This window comes from Neorhizobium sp. USDA 3394 (assembly GCF_056280385.1).
This window is the reverse complement of the sequence record NZ_JBWCDU010000002.1, coordinates 1,611,167-1,627,429: the sequence shown is the minus strand read 5'-3', so window position 1 is coordinate 1,627,429 and position 16,263 is coordinate 1,611,167. Positions and strand designations below refer to the sequence as shown.

The window sequence follows — 16,263 nt, the reverse complement described above, 5'->3', positions numbered from 1 at the left end:
GTTGCGCAAGCCGACGACCACGCAATGGCTTTCCAGTCAGCGTCAGGCGGCCCGAGCCGACAGCCTGTGCCGGTCTTCAGCCGGGCATCCGCCGACAGTGATCTGGCTGCTCAGAGTGTTTTTTCTGGATTGCCGGCAGCAGAGCCGGGGCAGGAAACAGTTTGACGTTCGGCCCTGCAGGAAGAGCGGGAGCCGAACGCACCACGTTGCCTCGATGCAACGGGCTCGTTTCGGTCTGCGGTGCCTGAAGCTGTGATCTCATGGCGGCGAACCCGTTCCTGTCATCCGTTTTTGCGTGCCTTGCTCCTGCTCTGCAGGCGCTCGGCAACAAGGACGATTTGTCCGCTCCTTTTTTTCATCGCTTTCAGAATTTTTGATCGGCGCCGGCAGGCTCCGCTTTGATGATTATCCTGTGGGCGACAAAATCGCGGGTCTTGCCTTACCAAAGGCCAAGGCCTGTGGTTGAATTCGCAAGGGAGGAAACAATGAAGATCACCAAGCTTGAAACTGTGCGCGTCGCAGAGCGTGCGAACCTGTTGTGGGTACTGGTCCACACCGACGAGGGAATTACCGGCCTCGGCGAAACCTTTTTCGGGGCGGAGACCGTGGAGAGCTATATCCACGAATACGTGGCTCCGCGGGTCATCGGCCGCGACCCGCTGCAGATCGACCTGCTGGCGCAGGACCTGGTCGGTTATATCGGGTTTCGTTCCTCAGGCGCGGAAGTGCGGGGCAATTCGGCGTTCGATATCGCGCTTTGGGACATTTTCGGAAAGGTCACGAACCAGCCGATCGCCCAGCTGCTCGGAGGCTTCAGCCGCAGGGAAATCCGCACCTACAATACCTGCGCCGGTACCGAATATATCAAGAAGACGACCGGCCAGGCGACAGCCAACTACGGTCTGACCGATGGCACCAGCTATGACGATCTGAACGGCTTTCTCCATCGTGCCGACGAGCTGGCCGAATCGCTGCTCGAAGAGGGCATTACCGCGATGAAGATCTGGCCGTTCGACGCGGCTGCGGAGAGAACGAAGGGCCAGTATATCTCGATGCCGGACCTGAAACTTGCGCTTCAGCCCTTCGAGAAGATCCGCAAGGCCGTTGGCGACCGGATGGACATCATGGTCGAGTTCCACTCCATGTGGCAGCTCCTGCCGGCCATGCAGATCGCCAAGGCCCTGACCCCGTACCAGACCTTCTGGCATGAGGATCCGATCAAGATGGACAGTCTGTCGAGCCTGAAGCGTTATGCGGAAGTGTCGCCGGCGCCAATCTCAGCCTCCGAGACGCTCGCGACCCGCTGGGGTTTTCGCGATTACCTGGAAACCGGCGTTGCCGGCATCGTCATGCTCGACATTTCCTGGTGCGGCGGTCTTTCGGAGGCCCGCAAGATCGCGTCCATGGCGGAAGCCTGGCACCTGCCGGTCGCGCCGCACGACTGCACAGGCCCCGTGGTCCTCTGCGCCTCGACGCATCTGTCTCTCAACGCACCGAATGCACTTGTGCAGGAAAGCGTGCGCGCATTCTACAGGACGTGGTACCGGGACCTGGTGACGGCGCTGCCGGAGGTGAGAAACGGCATGATCACCGTGCCGCCTGGCCCGGGTCTTGGGCTGGAGCTCAATCCCGAGCTCGATCGAGCCTTTACCGTCAGCCGGCGGACGTCCGACGCCTCCATTCTCTAAGGTGCAATAAAATGACCATATCCTCGGCGACCGTGCTCAGGACCGCGAGCGTGACCGGCCCGATGCTGATGCTTCTCGGCATGCTGATGTTTGCCCTCAACGATGCCATGGGCAAGTGGCTCGTTGCAAACTACGGGCTTGGTCAGGTTGTCCTGATCCGCAGCCTTGCAGCACTGATCATCCTCGTGCCGATGGTCTGGAAGGCGGGTTTTGGCAATCTGCTGACCGTCGAACGGCCCGGCATGCAGTTCTTCCGCGTGGCGTTTTCGACCGCTGAAGTGTTCTGCTTCTATTATGCGGTCATGTACCTGCCGCTCGCCGACGTCATGACCTATTGGCTGGCGGCGCCGATCTATGTTGCGGCGTGCTCGCCCTTCCTGCTCGGCGAAAAGGTCGGCTGGCGGCGCTGGACGGCGATCGCCGTCGGCTTCGTCGGCGTGATTATCACGCTCGAACCTTCGAGCGCCATGTTCAGCATGCCGGCCGTCATTTCGATCGTCGGCAGCGCCGCCTTTGCCTTCATGCTGATCTCCGGGCGTTTCCTGCGCGGCACGCCGGATAGCGCGCTGGTCTTCTTCCAGGTGACGGGAGCCGGCGTCGCCGGCCTTGCCTTCGCGCCCCTGGACTGGTCACCGATCGCGTCGAGCCGCGATCTTCTTCTGCTCGGGCTGCTCGGTATCGTCGCCATGGCAGCGCATATGCTGGTCAACCGCGCCCTGAAGATCTCCGATGCCGCGACCGTCGCGCCGCTTCAATATACGCTGCTGCTCTGGGCCGTGATCTTCGGCTGGATGTTTTTCGGCGACATCCCACGGTTCGGCATGATGGTCGGGGCGGCCCTGATCGTCGCCTCAGGCCTGTTCATCTTCATCCGAGAACAGATGCTCAAGAAGCGCCAGAGCGTGCTTCCGGCGATCCCCGAATAATAAACGCCCGCGGCGCCTGAAGCGCCGCGGGCCTGTTACTCTGGAGAATTGACCGCTTCGGACGAAGCGGTTTCTTACCCTATTTGCGGACTTCCTTGAGCTCGGCGACGATGGCGTCGACTACCTCGGCGCCAATTGCAGCCTTGTGCTTCTCATAGACGACCGCGGACTTTTCGCGGATGCGCTGCTGCTCTTCCGGCGAAAGCGTGTTGACCTGCAGGCCGGCCGCCTTGATCTTCTCAAGCGACTTCTTGTTGAGATCGCCGATCACCTGGCGTTCCACATCCCGGCCGACGACCGCGCAGGCGCGAAGGGCAGCCTGCTCGTCCGGGGCATAGGTGTTGAAGATTGCCTTGGAGAACAAGAAGAGGAACGGCGTGTAGGCGTGGTTGGTCTCGGTGACGTATTTCTGGACTTCGAAGAACTTCGAGGTATCGATCGTCACATAGGGATTTTCCTGTGCGTCGATCGCCTTGGTTTCGAGCGCCGAGAAGACTTCGCCGAAGGCCATCGGGGTGGCGTTGGCGCCGAGGTTCTGGAAGGTGTCGAGGAAGATGTTGTTCTGCATGACGCGAACCTTCATCCCCGAGAAATCTTCCCACTTGTTGACCGGGCGAACCGAGTTCGACAGGTTGCGGAAGCCGTTTTCCCAGTAGGCGAGGTTGACAAGGCCGGCGGCATCCAGCTTCTGGTTCATCATGTCGCCGAACTTGCCGTCGAGCACCTTGTAGGCTTCCTGCGAATTGCCGAACAGGAAGGGCAGGTCGAAGACGCCGAGTGCCGGAACGATGCCGACCAGCGGTGACGACGACGTCACCACGGCTTCCTGGACACCGGAGCGCAGGGCCTGGGTGGCCTGCAGGTCACCGCCGAGCGCGCCGCCCCAGAAGGCGGTCAACTTCATCTTGCCGCCAGACTTCTCGTCCAAACATTTCTGCATTGCATTGATGCCGTTTCCAACCGGATGGTCGGCATTGATGCCGTTCGAGACACGGATGTTGCGCGCCTTGAATTCGGCGAAGGCCGGTACGGCCGACGCGCATGCGATGGCAAGGGCGGTGGTAGCCAGTAGCAGTTTTCTCATATTATCCTCCCATGGATGAGCTTGAGACAGGTTTTAATGGAGCCAGCGTGCAGGCACGAGCACGAGGTCTGGAAACAGGACCAGCAGGAACAGCACAATCGTTTCAGCAATCAGGAACGGCCAGACCCCGGCCGTCACCTTGCCAAGCGGAATGCGCGCTACGCCACTGACCACGTTCAATACTACGCCGACCGGCGGAGTGATGAGGCCGATGGAATTGTTCATGATGAAGAGTACGCCGAAATAGACCGGGTCGATGCCAGCCTGCTTGACGATCGGCATGAGGACCGGCGTCAGGATCAGGATGGTCGGCGTCAGGTCGAGCGCCGTGCCGACGACGAGCACCAGGATCATGATGGCGAACATCAGCAGCATCGGGCGGTCGATCAGTGGCTCGATGTAACCGACGATCTCGGCCGGGATGTTAGCCGCGGTGATCAGCCACGAGGAGACCAGCGCCGCCGCGACCAGGAACATGATGACTGAGGTGGTCTTGGCGGCCTGCAGGATGACGTGCGGCAGGTGGCTTGGCTTCAGCTCCCGATAGATCACCATGCCGACGAAGAGCGCGTAGGCGGCGGCGACGACGGCGGCTTCGGTCGGCGTCATGATGCCGGCCTTGATGCCGCCGAGGATGATCACCGGCATGCCAAGCGCCCAGGCGGCACGGCCGGTGACGCGCAGGCGTTCGCTCGTCGATGCCTTCGGCAGCGGCTGGACATTGTCCTTCCGCACGACGATGAGCCAGGCGATGATCAGTGACAGGCCCATCAGGATGCCAGGGAAAATGCCGGCAAGGAAAAGCTGGGTGATCGAGACGTTGCCGGCGACGCCGAAGACGATGAAAGCCATCGATGGCGGGATGACCGGCGCAATGATGCCGCCTGCGGCGATCAGGCCGCCGGAACGCGGAATGTTATAGCCAGCCTTGGCCATCATCGGGATGAGGATGGCGGCAAGCGCGGCGGTATCGGCCGCGGCCGAGCCCGAGATGCTCGCCATGATGATTGCCGCCATGATCGCGACGATGCCGAGGCCGCCGCGGATATGGCCGACGCAGGCAATCGCAAAATCGATGATCCGGCGCGACAGGCCGCCCGAGTTCATCAACTCGCCGGCAAGAATGAAGAAGGGGATCGCAAGCAGAGTGAACGTATCGACACCGGCGATCATGTTCTGGGCGATGATCTGGGTGTTGAACATGTCCATGTACCACATGAGCACGACGCCGCAGAACATCAGTGAGAACGCGACGGGCACGCCGATCGCCATGGCGCCGAGAAGCGATACGATGAAGACGATCAGGGTCATCAGGTACGCTCCGCCATCTGCTCGATCGTCAGATTTTCGCCGGCAAAGATGCTGATCTCCTCCGCGGTCGCCCGGCCGGTGAGATAGCGGAACAGCCGCTCCAGCGCGATCAGCGACAAGCCGCCGCCGGTAAACAGGCCGATGCCGTAGACCCAGATCATCGAAATGCCGGTCACCGGCGCGGTCATGCTGGCGTTGATCTCGAACTGCTGCCAAGTCCCCCAGAAAAAGATCATCGAGCAAGCGAGGATGATGAGGTTAGACAGGATCATGCAGACGAGCCGGCCCTTGCGGCCGAAAAGGGCCACGACGCTTTCGACGCCGAGGTGACCATGTTCGCGAAATGCGACGACTGCGCCGACGAAGCTCAGCCAGACGAAGAAGTAGCGGGAAAGTTCCTCAGAGACGGACATGCCGGAATTGAAGGCGTAGCGAAGAACCACATTGGCAAACACCATGATCGCCATTGCTGAAAGCAACAGGATCAACAGAACTTCCAACGCCTTAAAAAAAAGATCGATTGCCTTTTGCATATTCCCCTCCCGAATTCCTATGGAAGCTCAGGCCGGGCGAGGTTCTTGGTCAACGCCGGCAACCCAAAATTCCGCTTGAGGCATTTGCCCCGATGATCCGCATTGTTGACCAAGCGGTCAAACCCGAGAATCGAGATCTCGATGCGGTCTCTGACTTCCTGTGCGATCAGCCTCTCCTCCATCGCCGGCAAAGCGCCTCTCCCGCGCTCGTCAATTGTCAGGATGTCTGACAACCCTCCACCTGCGGTATTTCTAAAGAGAGTTTTACTCGCTGTCCAGCGGCCCGTGACCGCTTTGAGGAAATCCCCTGGATCGATCTAACCAGGCGGCCGGCTGGAAACTTAATAAACTTTCAATTGCAGGTCGAGACGGCTTGCCGCACCGTGAAGATGATGGCGCATCGCCTCCCGGGCGCGGATTGGGTCGCGGCTCGCAACGGCGTCGCGGATTGCGACATGTTCCGCGATCGTCACCTCGACGATCTCGGTCAGCACGGCTGCGTCCCTGGCGGTATTGATGGCCAGATGAATTCGCTCCGCGATAAATCCGAGGAACAGCAGGAAGTATTCATTATGGGTGGAAGCCGCGATCTGGCGATGGAAGGCGAGGTCGGCGAGGACGCCTTTCTCGGTCCATTTCTCCCCGCCCGTCATCTGCTCGAGCGCTTCGTCCAGTTTCACAAGGTCTTCGGCGGTGTGATTGGCGGCTGCGAGACCGGCGGCTTCGATCTCGAGGGGCAGCCGGAGCTGAAACAGGCTTTGAAAACTCGCGTGGTCGGCGAGATTGCCCTGTTCGATGCGGATCGACTGCCTCTGCTCGAAATCAGTGGCGAATGCTCCCACGCCTTGCCGGGTCTCGACCAGACCCTCATTGCGAAGCTGCGCGATGGCTTCGCGCACGACCGACCGGCTGACGCCAAAGGTCTTTGCCAGAATGTGTTCCGTCGGCAGCTTCTCGCCGGCCGCGATCCGGCCCTCGCTGATCTCGCGCCCGATCTGCGCCGCGATCCGTGTTGGCAGATGCTCGTTTCGTCTGATCTGGCTGAAGTCCATTACCACGGCGCCGGCCCTCCCTCGTGACGCTCTTCTACGACTTCCCGGTAAAATTCAACTGGCAGCCGGGATTCATCACCATGTCGGGATCGATGGCATTCTTGATGGCCGTCAACAGTCGGCGCTTCGTTTCCGGAAGGCGCGCATCGAAATCCGCCCGCTTGAGCCGGCCGATGCCGTGCTCGGCGCTCAGGCTTCCCTGGAAGCGGTCAAGCACCTGGTTCAGGATGGTCTTGGACCGGTAGATCCTTTCGAGCCGCTGTTCATGGGGCAGTTCCACGGATGGCAGGACGTTGAGATGGACATTCCCATCGCCGACATGACCGTAGGAGACGCAAACGCAGTCAGGCAACGCGCCGTGGATCGCTTCTTCGGCCTCGGCGACAAAGGAGGGCACCTTGGAAAGCGGAACCGAGACGTCGCTGCGCATGTGGACACCGCGTTTCGCCTGGCCTTCGTTCATTCCCTCCCGGATCAGCCACAGGTTTCGCGCCTGCGCCTGTGACGAGGCGATTGCGCCGTCGAGGACGATTCCATCCTCCATGACGCCTTCGAGGAACCGCTGCATCAGGTCGGCGATATCGACGAGGCCCGAACCGGAAACCTCCATGAGAACATAGCAGGGGTAGTCGGTCGCCATCGGGATCGGCAGGTCCGGGATGGCTTCCCGGGCGAGCGTGAAGGCAAGGGGCGGCATGAATTCGAAGGCGGACATCAAATCGCTGCAGTCACGCCGGGCACGGCGATAGAGGGTGATTGCGTCCTCCAGAGAGGCGAGGCCGACAAGGGCGGTCGCAACCTGATCGGGGTTGGGCGTCAGCTTGATCGAGACGGCGGTGACGATGCCCAGCGTGCCCTCCGCGCCGATGAAGAGCTGCTTCAGGTCTATGCCGCGATTGTCCTTCCTGAGCGTAGAAAGCCCGTCGAAGACCGTGCCGTCGGGCAGCACGACCTCCAGTCCCAGCACCAGTTCGCGCGTCATGCCGTATCGCAGCACATTGATGCCGCCGGCATTGGTCGAGACGTTGCCGCCGATCCGGCAGCTTCCCTGCGCGCCGAGCGCGAGCGGGAAGAACATCCCCTCTGCGGCGATTGCTTCCTTCAACTCCCACAGGATGCAGCCCGCCTCGACGATGGCCGAGAAGTCGTCGACATCGATCTTGCGGATGCGATTCATGCGTTCCAGGCTGAGAACGACTTGACGCTCCGGCGCATCGGGAATGCCGCCCAACACGAGGCCTGTATTGCCGCCCTGCGGAACAATCGCGAGACCGAGTTCACGGCAGCCTTTCACGCAAGCCGCCACCTCATCCGTCGATCGCGGCCTCAGAACGGCAACCGCAGTGCTGGTTACGTCGCCGTGCCAATCGCGACAGTATCGCGCCATCGCATCCGTGTCGGTCAGGACAAGGTCTTCGCCAAGCATCGACCGCAGCTGGAGGCGCTGCTCTGCGGCCGGGTCAGTTTGCAGGCTCGTCATTCTTTGTAGTTCCTTTGGATGATCCGTCCCTTGGGCTGGATAGTTTCGTTTGCCCCGCACCTTTTCCCGGCGCACAACTATCCTGTTTTCAACGCAAGCATATAAGGTTATCAGACAACCGTACAACATAAATATCGACGTATCCGGGCAGTCGTGGCTCGGGTTCAGATGGGAGGAAACATGCATATTCTGATCATAGGCGCGGCGGGCATGGTGGGTCGCAAACTGACGGCGCGCCTCATCGCGGCGGGCGGCGTTCTCGGCAAGCCGATCGACAAGCTGACCCTGGTCGACGTGGTGAAGCCCGACCATCCGGAGGGCTTTTCCGGATCCGTGGTGACGAGCGACGCCGACCTATCAATGCCGGGCGAGGCTGAAAAGCTCATCAGGTCGCGCCCTGACGTGATCTTTCACCTTGCCGCGATCGTCTCGGCGGAGGCGGAGCTCGATTTCGAGAAGGGCTACCGGGTCAATCTGGATGGCACCCGCTACCTGTTCGATGCGATCCGCCTCGCAAACGGCGAGGACGGCTATAAGCCGCGGGTCGTCTTCACGTCATCCATCGCTGTCGCAGGCGCCCCGCTGCCATTCCCCATTCCGGATGATTTCCATCTGACGCCGCTGACCAGCTATGGCACCCAGAAGGCCATTTCGGAGCTGCTCCTTTCGGACTACACCCGCAGGGGTTTCTTCGACGGCATCGGCATCAGGCTGCCGACGGTGTGCATCAGGCCAGGCAAACCCAACAAGGCCGCATCCGGCTTCTTCTCGAACATTCTGCGGGAGCCGCTGATCGGACAGGAGGCAATCCTGCCCGTGTCGGACGACGTGCGTCACTGGCATACGTCGCCTCGCTCGGCTGTCGGGTATCTCGTCCATGCGGCGAACATGGATCTTGAGCGGGTCGGTCCGCACCGCAATCTTTCGATGCCGGGCGTCAGCGCGACCGTTGGAGAGCAGATCGACGCGCTTCGCCGGGTGGCGGGCGAACGGGCAGTAAATCTCATCCGTCGCGTACCGGATGAGATGATCATGAAAATGGTTGCGGGCTGGGCACCTGGTTTCGAGGCAAAACGGGCAACTGCCCTCGGCTTTACCGCGGAGAAAAATTTCGACGAGATCATCCGCGTCCATATCGAGGATGAGCTTGGAGGCCGCCTGTGATGAGAAATCCGCACGCGGACCAGGGATGGCCCCAAGACGAGCGGCGGCGCCTGCTCAGATGTCGGAATGCCTAAAAGCGAGCGCCGCGTCATTTACATGCGCCGTTTGAACTTTAGCGATTTGTTTCATGGTTGCCGCGTATCCTCCCTCCATAGATTTTTCCGGGCAGATCGGCGTGCCTGAGGGAGCTATGCTTGGTGCGGAAGTGATGAACCTGCTGGAATCCTGCCCGCTCGCCGCGCTCATTGTGAACGCAGCGGGCTTCGTCACCTTTGCGAATGCGGAGGCAAGAGCACTCTTTGGCACAGCCGACACTTTGCATGGCACGGGCATAACCGATCTCCTGTCCGGGTGGCCGCTGGACAATCCCGAGGGTTCGTCGGTTCTCTTGACCGGCAGGGCGGGGGAAGCCCGGACCTGCAATATCAGAGTTTCGCCATTTCCCGGCTCGGACGAGCCCTTCACCGTGGTCTGGATCGAGCGCGGCGGCCAGGAGACGTCCGCGGGGCTCGCCGCTCGGGAAGCCAATCTTCGTCTGCGATACGTCATCGAGATGTTGCCGCAGGCGGTCTGTGTCTTCGACGCCAAGGACCGTTACGTCCTTTGGAACCAGAAATACGCCGATCTTTATGCCGATATCGCCGAATACCTGACGCCCGGAATTCCGTTCGAGGAGATTTTGAAGATCAGCCTTGCGGGCGGCAGCATCCAGGAGGTGGTGCCGGACCAGGATGTCTGGCTCAGCGAGCGCATGACGAAGTTTCGACAGCCCGTTTCCCAGGAGGAGCGGCAAATGAAAGACGGGCGATGGTTGCGCTATGACGATCGCCGCACGCCGGATGGCGGCGCCATCGGAATGCGCATAGACATTAGCAGCCTCAAGCAACGGGAGGAGTGGCTTCGGCAACTGTTCGACGCAAACCCGATGCCTATGCTGCTTTGCGACGGCGACAGCCTCGCGATCCTTGAAGCCAATCACGCGGCGCTTCAGTTCTATGGATACGAGAGATCGGTCCTTCTTGCCAAAGCCGTTTTCGACATGCACGCCGAAGGGCAAGGCGAGGAGTTCGCCGCAAGGCTCCGCGATCTCGACGGCGATTGCGAAGCCCGCACCGTCTGGCGCCAGCGCACGGCGCAGGGCCGGGAACACCACGTCCTCATTTACGTCCGGTTGCTCTACGACAGCGGCGATCGGCGGCTCCTGCTGACGATCGCCGATGTCAGCGACCGGGTGCTGGCGGAGGCGGAGGCCAACAGATTGGCTCATCACGATATTCTGACGGGCCTGCCGAACCGGATGCAGTTCTACAAAGCTCTCGACGAGGCACTCAAGCCCGAAGCGAACGAGGGCGTTGTGATCGTCTACTGCCTCGATCTCGACGGATTCAAGCCGGTCAATGACACGTTCGGCCACGCCGCCGGCGACGAGGTCTTGAAGCTTGCCGCTGAGCGGTTGTTTTCAGCCGCAGGCGGGCATCTTGTGGCCCGCCTCGGCGGCGACGAATTCGCCATTCTCGTGAAAAGCGATGGCCAGGCGGATATCGGCCTTGCCGAGCGCTGCATATCGGCCTTGAACGCACCTTTCCGGATCAAGGGATTGTCGATCAGCATCGGCGTCAGCATAGGTATTGCAGCGGCAAGTGTTGTGGCCGGTGACCGCGAAACGCTTGTACAGGCCGCGGATCGGGCGCTCTATCGGGCGAAGTCGGCCGGCCGCAACACCTGGCGGATGGCCGAAGACGAGATTATGCCATTGGTTGTCACGGTTCGTTGAGGCCAGGGGCAGAACCCATTGGCGCTCGGCACCTGGTCACGACGGGCTGCCATGCGATATCTCATGCTCGTAAAGCTGTTCCATGCTTAAGGATGCAACTTCGGCAAAGGGCGTCTGATTGCGGACGCGGCCGGCACCGAGAATGACAACCTCGTCACAGAAGGAAATGGTGCTGTGATGATGGCTGACAACGATTGTCGTGCGGCGCCCGGCTCTCAATTTCAAAGTCTCCACGATCGCTGCTTCGGACAAGCCGTCCATGGCATTCGTGGCTTCGTCCAGGATCAGGATTTCCGGATCGCGGACCAGCGCTCTCGCCAGGGCGATCCGCTGTCGTTGACCGGCCGACAGGCTCGCTCCCCGATAACCGACGACAGTTTCATATCCGTCAGGCAGCTTCTCGATAAATTCGTGCGCTTCGGCAAGTCTGGCCGCGCTTTCGGCCTCGGGGAGGGAGGTATTGTGGCCGTAGACGATGTTCTCGAAAATGGTGCCGTCCACCAGTTCAAGATCCTGGCTGGCAAGCGCAATCTGCCGGCGCCACTGAGCGGGATCGATTTGGCCGAGGGGAATGCCGTCGACAAGAATATTGCCCTGATCCGGCTCCACGAACCGGCATAGGAGATTGACGATCGTGGTCTTGCCGGCGCCCGACCGTCCGATAATTGCGGTCGAGCGGCCCTGGCGGATCTGGAAGCTTACCGAACGCAAGACCACGGGTCGTGTGCTTGCGCCCGGATACCTGAAGGTCACCTGGTCGAACTTGATCTGCTGGCGGAGCCCCCGGATCGGACGACTACCCTGGGGCGCCGCTGGTTTGTCGGATGAATCCAGTAGCCATCCGACCTCTTCCAGCGCACCACTCCATCCCTGGATCTGGCTCCAGGCCATCTGTAGCGCGCGGACATGCGGTTGCAGCCTGTAAAGCAGGACGACGAAAGCCACGATCACCGGGAAACCGACCCCAAGCCGCCATGCGCTGACAACCACGCCCAGAAAGAGGGCGGAATGCAGCACTTCGGTCAGCGGCGGGAGAGCCGCCTGGCGGCTGCTAAGAACGAAGCCCGCTTTTCGCACGGCATTCGAAGTCGCCTCGAAGATCGCTTTTTCACGCAGTTCCTGTCCGAATGCGCGGATGAGGCGCCCGGCGTGAACGAGGTGAAGCATCCTTGCGGCAAGTTCACTGTTAAACGACGTCACATTGCGGCTCGGGCCCTTCAGACCGGCCGACAGCAAGGCATGGATCGCCTGGATCAGGACAAGCCCAAGCGTAACGCATAACGACATCTGCCACGAAAGAAGCAGCAAAAATGCGAGCAGGATAACGGCCGCTGACGCATTCACGATCGCGGCAAGGATGGTCTGGACCGCATCCGAGGCCCGCCAGGATTCGTTGGAGATGATGTTCAGCAGTCGCCCCGGGCTCTGCTGCAGGAAGAACGAGTAGCCGATCGTCAAAAGCTGGTCAGCGAGACGGTTCCGGATCGAATGACCGGCCTTGCCATATATGAAATTGGCAAGCACCGCGTTGGCAAAAGCCAGCACGTTTTTCACGGTGATCAACCCGAGAATGGCAGCCGCGATGGCGATTAGCCGGGTCTGGTCGTCCAATCCCGCGCCCACCCGCTGAAAGACGGCGGAAAGGCCGGCCATTCCCGAAGCGTCGCTTTCGCCGGCAATGATGCTGAGCATCGGGATGACAAGACCGATGCCGGTGCCTTCGAGCACGGCGCTGCTCAGCCCAAGGATGACGACGACAACCAAGAGACCGGTGTTTTTCCCCAGTGCCTCGCGCAGGAGGTGAGAACTCGATGTGAGGAAATCTAGCATGGCGGGGATCCCCGTTGCGGGCGACGCAGGTGGCTGGTCGTGTCAGCGTCCGCCTGTTTTGGCCACCGAATGGCGAGCAAGGCAAATTTGGCTGCTCCGACCAGGTTCATGACCACGATCGTCAGGTGGGACAGGGAAATCTCGGGATCGAAACGGTAGCCGCCGAACAGCTCCCGCCAGGCCGATCGGGTCGTCCAGCAGAAGTGACGAAGCAGCCAGGGGGCCTTGAACACATGCTTGACGCAAAGACCGCCGTTTCCAAAGCTGTAATCCCGGTGAAGCTGTTCGATTGCATCGCGGGTGGTTCGGCCGTGAAAATGCTGGACCGTCATGTCGGGAACATATTCGATTGGGATGCCGAGTTGATAGGCACGGACGAGGTAATCCGTATCTTCTGCGGACCGCAGCGGGCCGCCGGCCCCGAACCGTTCGTCAAAGCGCCCGATGCGGGCTGCCGCTTCCCGATGCATAGTCATGTTGCAGCCGAGCACAAACCCGCCCGGATGAACATCCGGCGTGAAACGAGCCCGAAACCGCGACCGCTTGATGGTGAAAGGCAGGTCGTGCGGGCTGCCGAGATCGACGCGGCCACCCCGGACAATACATCGCTCACCGGCCGAATAATGCCGGTTGAGATCCTGAAGGTAGGAGGTCTCGACGACGCAGTCATCATCGATGAAGATCAGAAGCCTGCCTCGCGCCCGCTCCATTCCCGTATTGCGCGCGGCAGCGAGGCCAGGCCGCAGCTCCACCATCCATCTGACGGGGACAGCGGATTTCGCCGCGATACGGGACAAACGTATGGCTGTATCGTCGGTGGATCCATTGTCAACCACCACCAGTTCGCAGCTTAGGGAACAGGCTTGGCAGGCGGCTTCGATCGAGCTGATACACGCCTCGAGCGCGGCGGCCCTGTTCCTGGTGCAGACGATAAAGCTTGCATCGATGGGGTGGCGCCCCTCGGGAGACAAGGGGGGACTGGCGTGTGGGGCCTGCTTGTTCTCCCCGGACATCAGGCGAGCCCTCGAAGCGGTAACACCGTCCTGGCCGGCACCGATTGATAGTACCGTGCCACCCCATCAAGCCTCCGGATCGCCTCCTCCGACATGCGGCTCAACCAGGGCGCCGCCACGGCGGCTCGAAGGCCGTAGCGTTCCCGCCGCCGGATGACGTCCCATTTTCCCGTTCGCATGAGAAATGCGTGGGTCAACTCCGGACGTTGCTCGTCGGCAATGAATTGGTAGAGGAAATAGAAGAAGCAAAGCGCTCCTTCCGCGTAGCTGCGAGCGCCCGTACCGGTTTGCTCGGCCACTCTTCTTTCGATCGCGAGCATGCAATCGGCGGCTCGGCGCACCGTGTCCGGCGTAACGGCTGCGCCGATATCAAGAAGAGCGTCGGGATCGTCGTTAAGAGCCTGCCGTTCGAGGTTCTCGGCGACGATCTTCAGGTGGGTTCGGCGCATTTGCCGCCTGTGCCTGTTGGTGACGCTGTCGCTGTGGATACGATAGGCGATCAGGCTCTCATCGATCATCGCCGCCGGAAACTCGCGTGTAATGCGCCTGAAGAGATCGAAGTCCTCCGCGTGGACGTAGCTTGCGTCATAGACCAGCATATCCTCGGGAATGACCGTGCGATTGTACATCACCGTCGAATGCAGGAAGATCGTGAAAAACAGCGACAGTATGTGCCAATCCCCCGACTGGTAAATGGGATTTGGCGTGCCGCGCACGACGCGGCTGCCGAGAAGCCGATCGACTTCCGTTCCGCAGATCGCAAGCTGGGGCTGCCGCTCAAAGAACGCGACCTGACGGGAAAAGCGGGTTGGATAGGAGATGTCGTCCGCGTCCATTCGGGCGATCAGGTCACCTCTGGCAAGGGCAATGCCCTCGTTCAGGGTCGCGATCAGCCCGCGGTTCTCGCGCGAGACGATGCGGACGCGATCGTCAAGTTTCTGATATCGGTGCAGAATATCCAGCGACAGATCGGTCGAGCCATCGTCGATGGCGACGACCTCGAAGCGCCTGTAGTCCTGACGCAGGATGCTCTCGACCGCGGCAGCGAGATAAGGTTCGCCGTTGTAGACGGGCAACAGGACGGAAATCAGCGGGGAGGACATCGTTCGGCTCCCAATGGCGTGGCAAATCGAAGTTCCTGCATTTGCCCAGCTTCCGAAATGGCTGTGGCAGACGGCGCGTCATACGTCGGGTCAAGTTTGCTTGGGGGGACGTATGGGAAACAACGCTTGAGCTGGTTGAGTGGTTTTTCGAACGCCAGCCACGAGATCGCGGCCAAGACCAGCGTTCCCGTGGTCGCTACGATGAGGCGCCCCAAACCCTGTTCCGAGACGTTGAACGGAATCCAAGGCTGTGCACTGACGACAAAGGAGAGGACGATCGGATGGTACAGGTAAACCCCGTAGCTGACGCGTCCGACAGCGGTAATCGGCGGAAATTCCAACAGGCGGCCCGGAGCTCCCCGCAGGCCCGACGAACAGTATCCGACCAGGGCCGCAAGCGGTATAAGCGGAAGGACCTCCAACCCGATCCAATGCATCCAGGCAAGCGTTGGTGACAAGGGGAGCGGTTTCAGCCACATCAAAATGGCCGTTGCAACAAGCAGGGGTACGGAACTCAGCCGCATCCAGTGCGGCAATGTCCGTGACCGCGCGCGATGGAGTGCAAGGAGCGCGCCCGCCACCAGTGCGTCCATCGACGCTGGAGGAAGAAGATCCCGCGCGAGCGAAGGCGTCCCCGTAAACGGCCAATAGAACCGGTAGGCGAGCGAGCACGCAATGAGAGCGATGCAGATCGGCTCAAGCCAGCGACGCGGGGCGAGCAGGATGACGAGCGGCCAAAGGACATAGAACTGCTCTTCGATGCTCAGGCTCCAGGTGTGGCAGAGAATCCAGGGCGTCCATTCGTCGCGAAGGGCATACCAGAAATTCGACAGGTAAAGGGCATGCCATTTGATGCTGCCGCGCGCCTGCTCGAGGTTAACCAGCCAGACGAAGATCAGCACTGCAAAGTAGGGCGGGAATATGCGCAAGGCCCGTCGGATATAGAACGACCTTATCGTGGTGCCCGGTTCGTAACGGGCGGTAGAGCGGGCTTCCAGCAGCACTCGGGTTATCAGGAAGCCGCTGAGAACGAAGAACAGGCGTACGCCGATATGGCCCCAATGCGACCCGTCGGCCGCGAAGAAATGCGCGTATAGAACCATCGAGACGGCAAGGGTTCTGAGCCCATCCAATTGTCCGTCGCGTGCATGAAGCATGGAGCCCCCCAGTTGCCCAGAACTTGTGATAACTCCCGCCTCGCTCGCTGCTGCCGCCGTGCTTCTGTTTGGAACCCCAAGGAACTATTTTGGCAGTTCGAAAAGTTCAGGCGAAATCGGACCAAACTGTGGCCGCCACGGCTATTCA

13 protein-coding genes are annotated in these 16,263 nt (G+C 60.8%); 4 read left to right on the top strand and 9 right to left on the bottom strand.

What is annotated here, in order from left to right:
* Positions 1–485 precede the first annotated feature (485 nt).
* Both ACZ9EJ_RS29260 and ACZ9EJ_RS29255 read left to right on the top strand, forming a co-directional pair.
* On the top strand, positions 486–1,688 hold the full coding sequence (locus tag ACZ9EJ_RS29260; RefSeq protein WP_046641244.1) for a mandelate racemase/muconate lactonizing enzyme family protein: 1,203 nt from the start codon (positions 486–488) through the stop codon (positions 1,686–1,688).
* Positions 1,689–1,699: 11 nt separating this feature from the next.
* Entirely contained in the window at positions 1,700–2,614 is a 915-nt protein-coding gene (locus ACZ9EJ_RS29255) for a DMT family transporter (protein WP_476100364.1), read from the top strand.
* 79 nt (positions 2,615–2,693) lie between these two features.
* On the opposite strand, the gene ACZ9EJ_RS29250 is transcribed toward ACZ9EJ_RS29255, so the two are convergent.
* The 5 genes from ACZ9EJ_RS29250 to ACZ9EJ_RS29230 form a co-directional block, all read right to left on the bottom strand.
* Positions 2,694–3,698 carry a TRAP transporter substrate-binding protein gene (locus ACZ9EJ_RS29250; RefSeq protein WP_046634320.1) on the bottom strand — a complete coding sequence of 335 codons (1,005 nt, stop codon included), beginning with the start codon at positions 3,696–3,698 and terminating at the stop codon, positions 2,694–2,696.
* 33 nt (positions 3,699–3,731) lie between these two features.
* Entirely contained in the window at positions 3,732–5,009 is a 1,278-nt protein-coding gene (locus ACZ9EJ_RS29245) for a TRAP transporter large permease (RefSeq protein WP_007761243.1), read from the bottom strand.
* Complete coding sequence (locus tag ACZ9EJ_RS29240) at positions 5,009–5,542, bottom strand: TRAP transporter small permease (RefSeq protein ID WP_046634322.1); 534 nt, start codon at positions 5,540–5,542, stop codon at positions 5,009–5,011. Before ACZ9EJ_RS29240 ends, ACZ9EJ_RS29245 begins: the two co-directional genes overlap by 1 nt.
* Before the next feature lie 341 nt (positions 5,543–5,883).
* Positions 5,884–6,594, bottom strand: a complete 711-nt coding sequence (locus ACZ9EJ_RS29235; protein ID WP_046634326.1) for a FadR/GntR family transcriptional regulator — start codon at positions 6,592–6,594, stop codon at positions 5,884–5,886.
* A 34-nt stretch (positions 6,595–6,628) separates the two neighbouring features.
* Entirely contained in the window at positions 6,629–8,074 is a 1,446-nt protein-coding gene (locus ACZ9EJ_RS29230; protein ID WP_046634328.1) for an FAD-binding oxidoreductase, read from the bottom strand.
* A gap of 180 nt (positions 8,075–8,254) precedes the next feature.
* Here ACZ9EJ_RS29230 and denD point away from each other — a divergent pair, with 180 nt between their 5' ends.
* Together denD and ACZ9EJ_RS29220 are read left to right on the top strand one after the other, a co-directional pair.
* Positions 8,255–9,238 (top strand): D-erythronate dehydrogenase, encoded by a 984-nt coding sequence (denD, locus tag ACZ9EJ_RS29225; RefSeq protein ID WP_046634330.1) that lies wholly within the window; start codon positions 8,255–8,257, stop codon positions 9,236–9,238.
* A gap of 175 nt (positions 9,239–9,413) precedes the next feature.
* A complete protein-coding gene (locus tag ACZ9EJ_RS29220) occupies positions 9,414–11,012 on the top strand; it encodes a diguanylate cyclase domain-containing protein (protein ID WP_476100359.1) in 1,599 nt (532 codons plus the stop codon).
* Between the two features lie 36 nt (positions 11,013–11,048).
* Here the strand turns inward: ACZ9EJ_RS29220 and ACZ9EJ_RS29215 are convergent, their stop codons facing one another.
* The 4 genes from ACZ9EJ_RS29215 to ACZ9EJ_RS29200 are packed head-to-tail and all read right to left on the bottom strand — an operon-like array spanning position 11,049 to position 16,115.
* Positions 11,049–12,842 carry an ABC transporter ATP-binding protein gene (locus ACZ9EJ_RS29215; protein ID WP_046641243.1) on the bottom strand — a complete coding sequence of 598 codons (1,794 nt, stop codon included), beginning with the start codon at positions 12,840–12,842 and terminating at the stop codon, positions 11,049–11,051.
* On the bottom strand, positions 12,836–13,855 hold the full coding sequence (locus ACZ9EJ_RS29210; RefSeq protein ID WP_080954214.1) for a glycosyltransferase family 2 protein: 1,020 nt from the start codon (positions 13,853–13,855) through the stop codon (positions 12,836–12,838). The genes ACZ9EJ_RS29215 and ACZ9EJ_RS29210 overlap by 7 nt, the downstream gene beginning before the upstream one ends.
* Positions 13,855–14,958: a glycosyltransferase family 2 protein gene (locus ACZ9EJ_RS29205; protein ID WP_046641242.1), complete on the bottom strand. Its 1,104-nt coding sequence runs from the start codon at positions 14,956–14,958 to the stop codon at positions 13,855–13,857. Before ACZ9EJ_RS29205 ends, ACZ9EJ_RS29210 begins: the two co-directional genes overlap by 1 nt.
* Positions 14,943–16,115 carry an acyltransferase family protein gene (locus ACZ9EJ_RS29200; RefSeq protein WP_080955789.1) on the bottom strand — a complete coding sequence of 391 codons (1,173 nt, stop codon included), beginning with the start codon at positions 16,113–16,115 and terminating at the stop codon, positions 14,943–14,945. Before ACZ9EJ_RS29200 ends, ACZ9EJ_RS29205 begins: the two co-directional genes overlap by 16 nt.
* Between the last annotated feature and the right edge of the window lie 148 nt (positions 16,116–16,263).

Coding starts and splice junctions, on each gene's coding strand:
- ACZ9EJ_RS29260 (WP_046641244.1), top strand. CDS start 486: ATGAAGATCACCAAGCTTGAAACTGTGCGCGTCGCAGAGCGTGCGAAC.
- ACZ9EJ_RS29255 (WP_476100364.1), top strand. CDS start 1,700: ATGACCATATCCTCGGCGACCGTGCTCAGGACCGCGAGCGTGACCGGC.
- ACZ9EJ_RS29250 (WP_046634320.1), bottom strand. CDS start 3,698: ATGAGAAAACTGCTACTGGCTACCACCGCCCTTGCCATCGCATGCGCG.
- ACZ9EJ_RS29245 (WP_007761243.1), bottom strand. CDS start 5,009: ATGACCCTGATCGTCTTCATCGTATCGCTTCTCGGCGCCATGGCGATC.
- ACZ9EJ_RS29240 (WP_046634322.1), bottom strand. CDS start 5,542: ATGCAAAAGGCAATCGATCTTTTTTTTAAGGCGTTGGAAGTTCTGTTG.
- ACZ9EJ_RS29235 (WP_046634326.1), bottom strand. CDS start 6,594: ATGGACTTCAGCCAGATCAGACGAAACGAGCATCTGCCAACACGGATC.
- ACZ9EJ_RS29230 (WP_046634328.1), bottom strand. CDS start 8,074: ATGACGAGCCTGCAAACTGACCCGGCCGCAGAGCAGCGCCTCCAGCTG.
- denD (WP_046634330.1), top strand. CDS start 8,255: ATGCATATTCTGATCATAGGCGCGGCGGGCATGGTGGGTCGCAAACTG.
- ACZ9EJ_RS29215 (WP_046641243.1), bottom strand. CDS start 12,842: ATGCTAGATTTCCTCACATCGAGTTCTCACCTCCTGCGCGAGGCACTG.
- ACZ9EJ_RS29210 (WP_080954214.1), bottom strand. CDS start 13,855: ATGTCCGGGGAGAACAAGCAGGCCCCACACGCCAGTCCCCCCTTGTCT.
- ACZ9EJ_RS29205 (WP_046641242.1), bottom strand. CDS start 14,958: ATGTCCTCCCCGCTGATTTCCGTCCTGTTGCCCGTCTACAACGGCGAA.
- ACZ9EJ_RS29200 (WP_080955789.1), bottom strand. CDS start 16,115: ATGCTTCATGCACGCGACGGACAATTGGATGGGCTCAGAACCCTTGCC.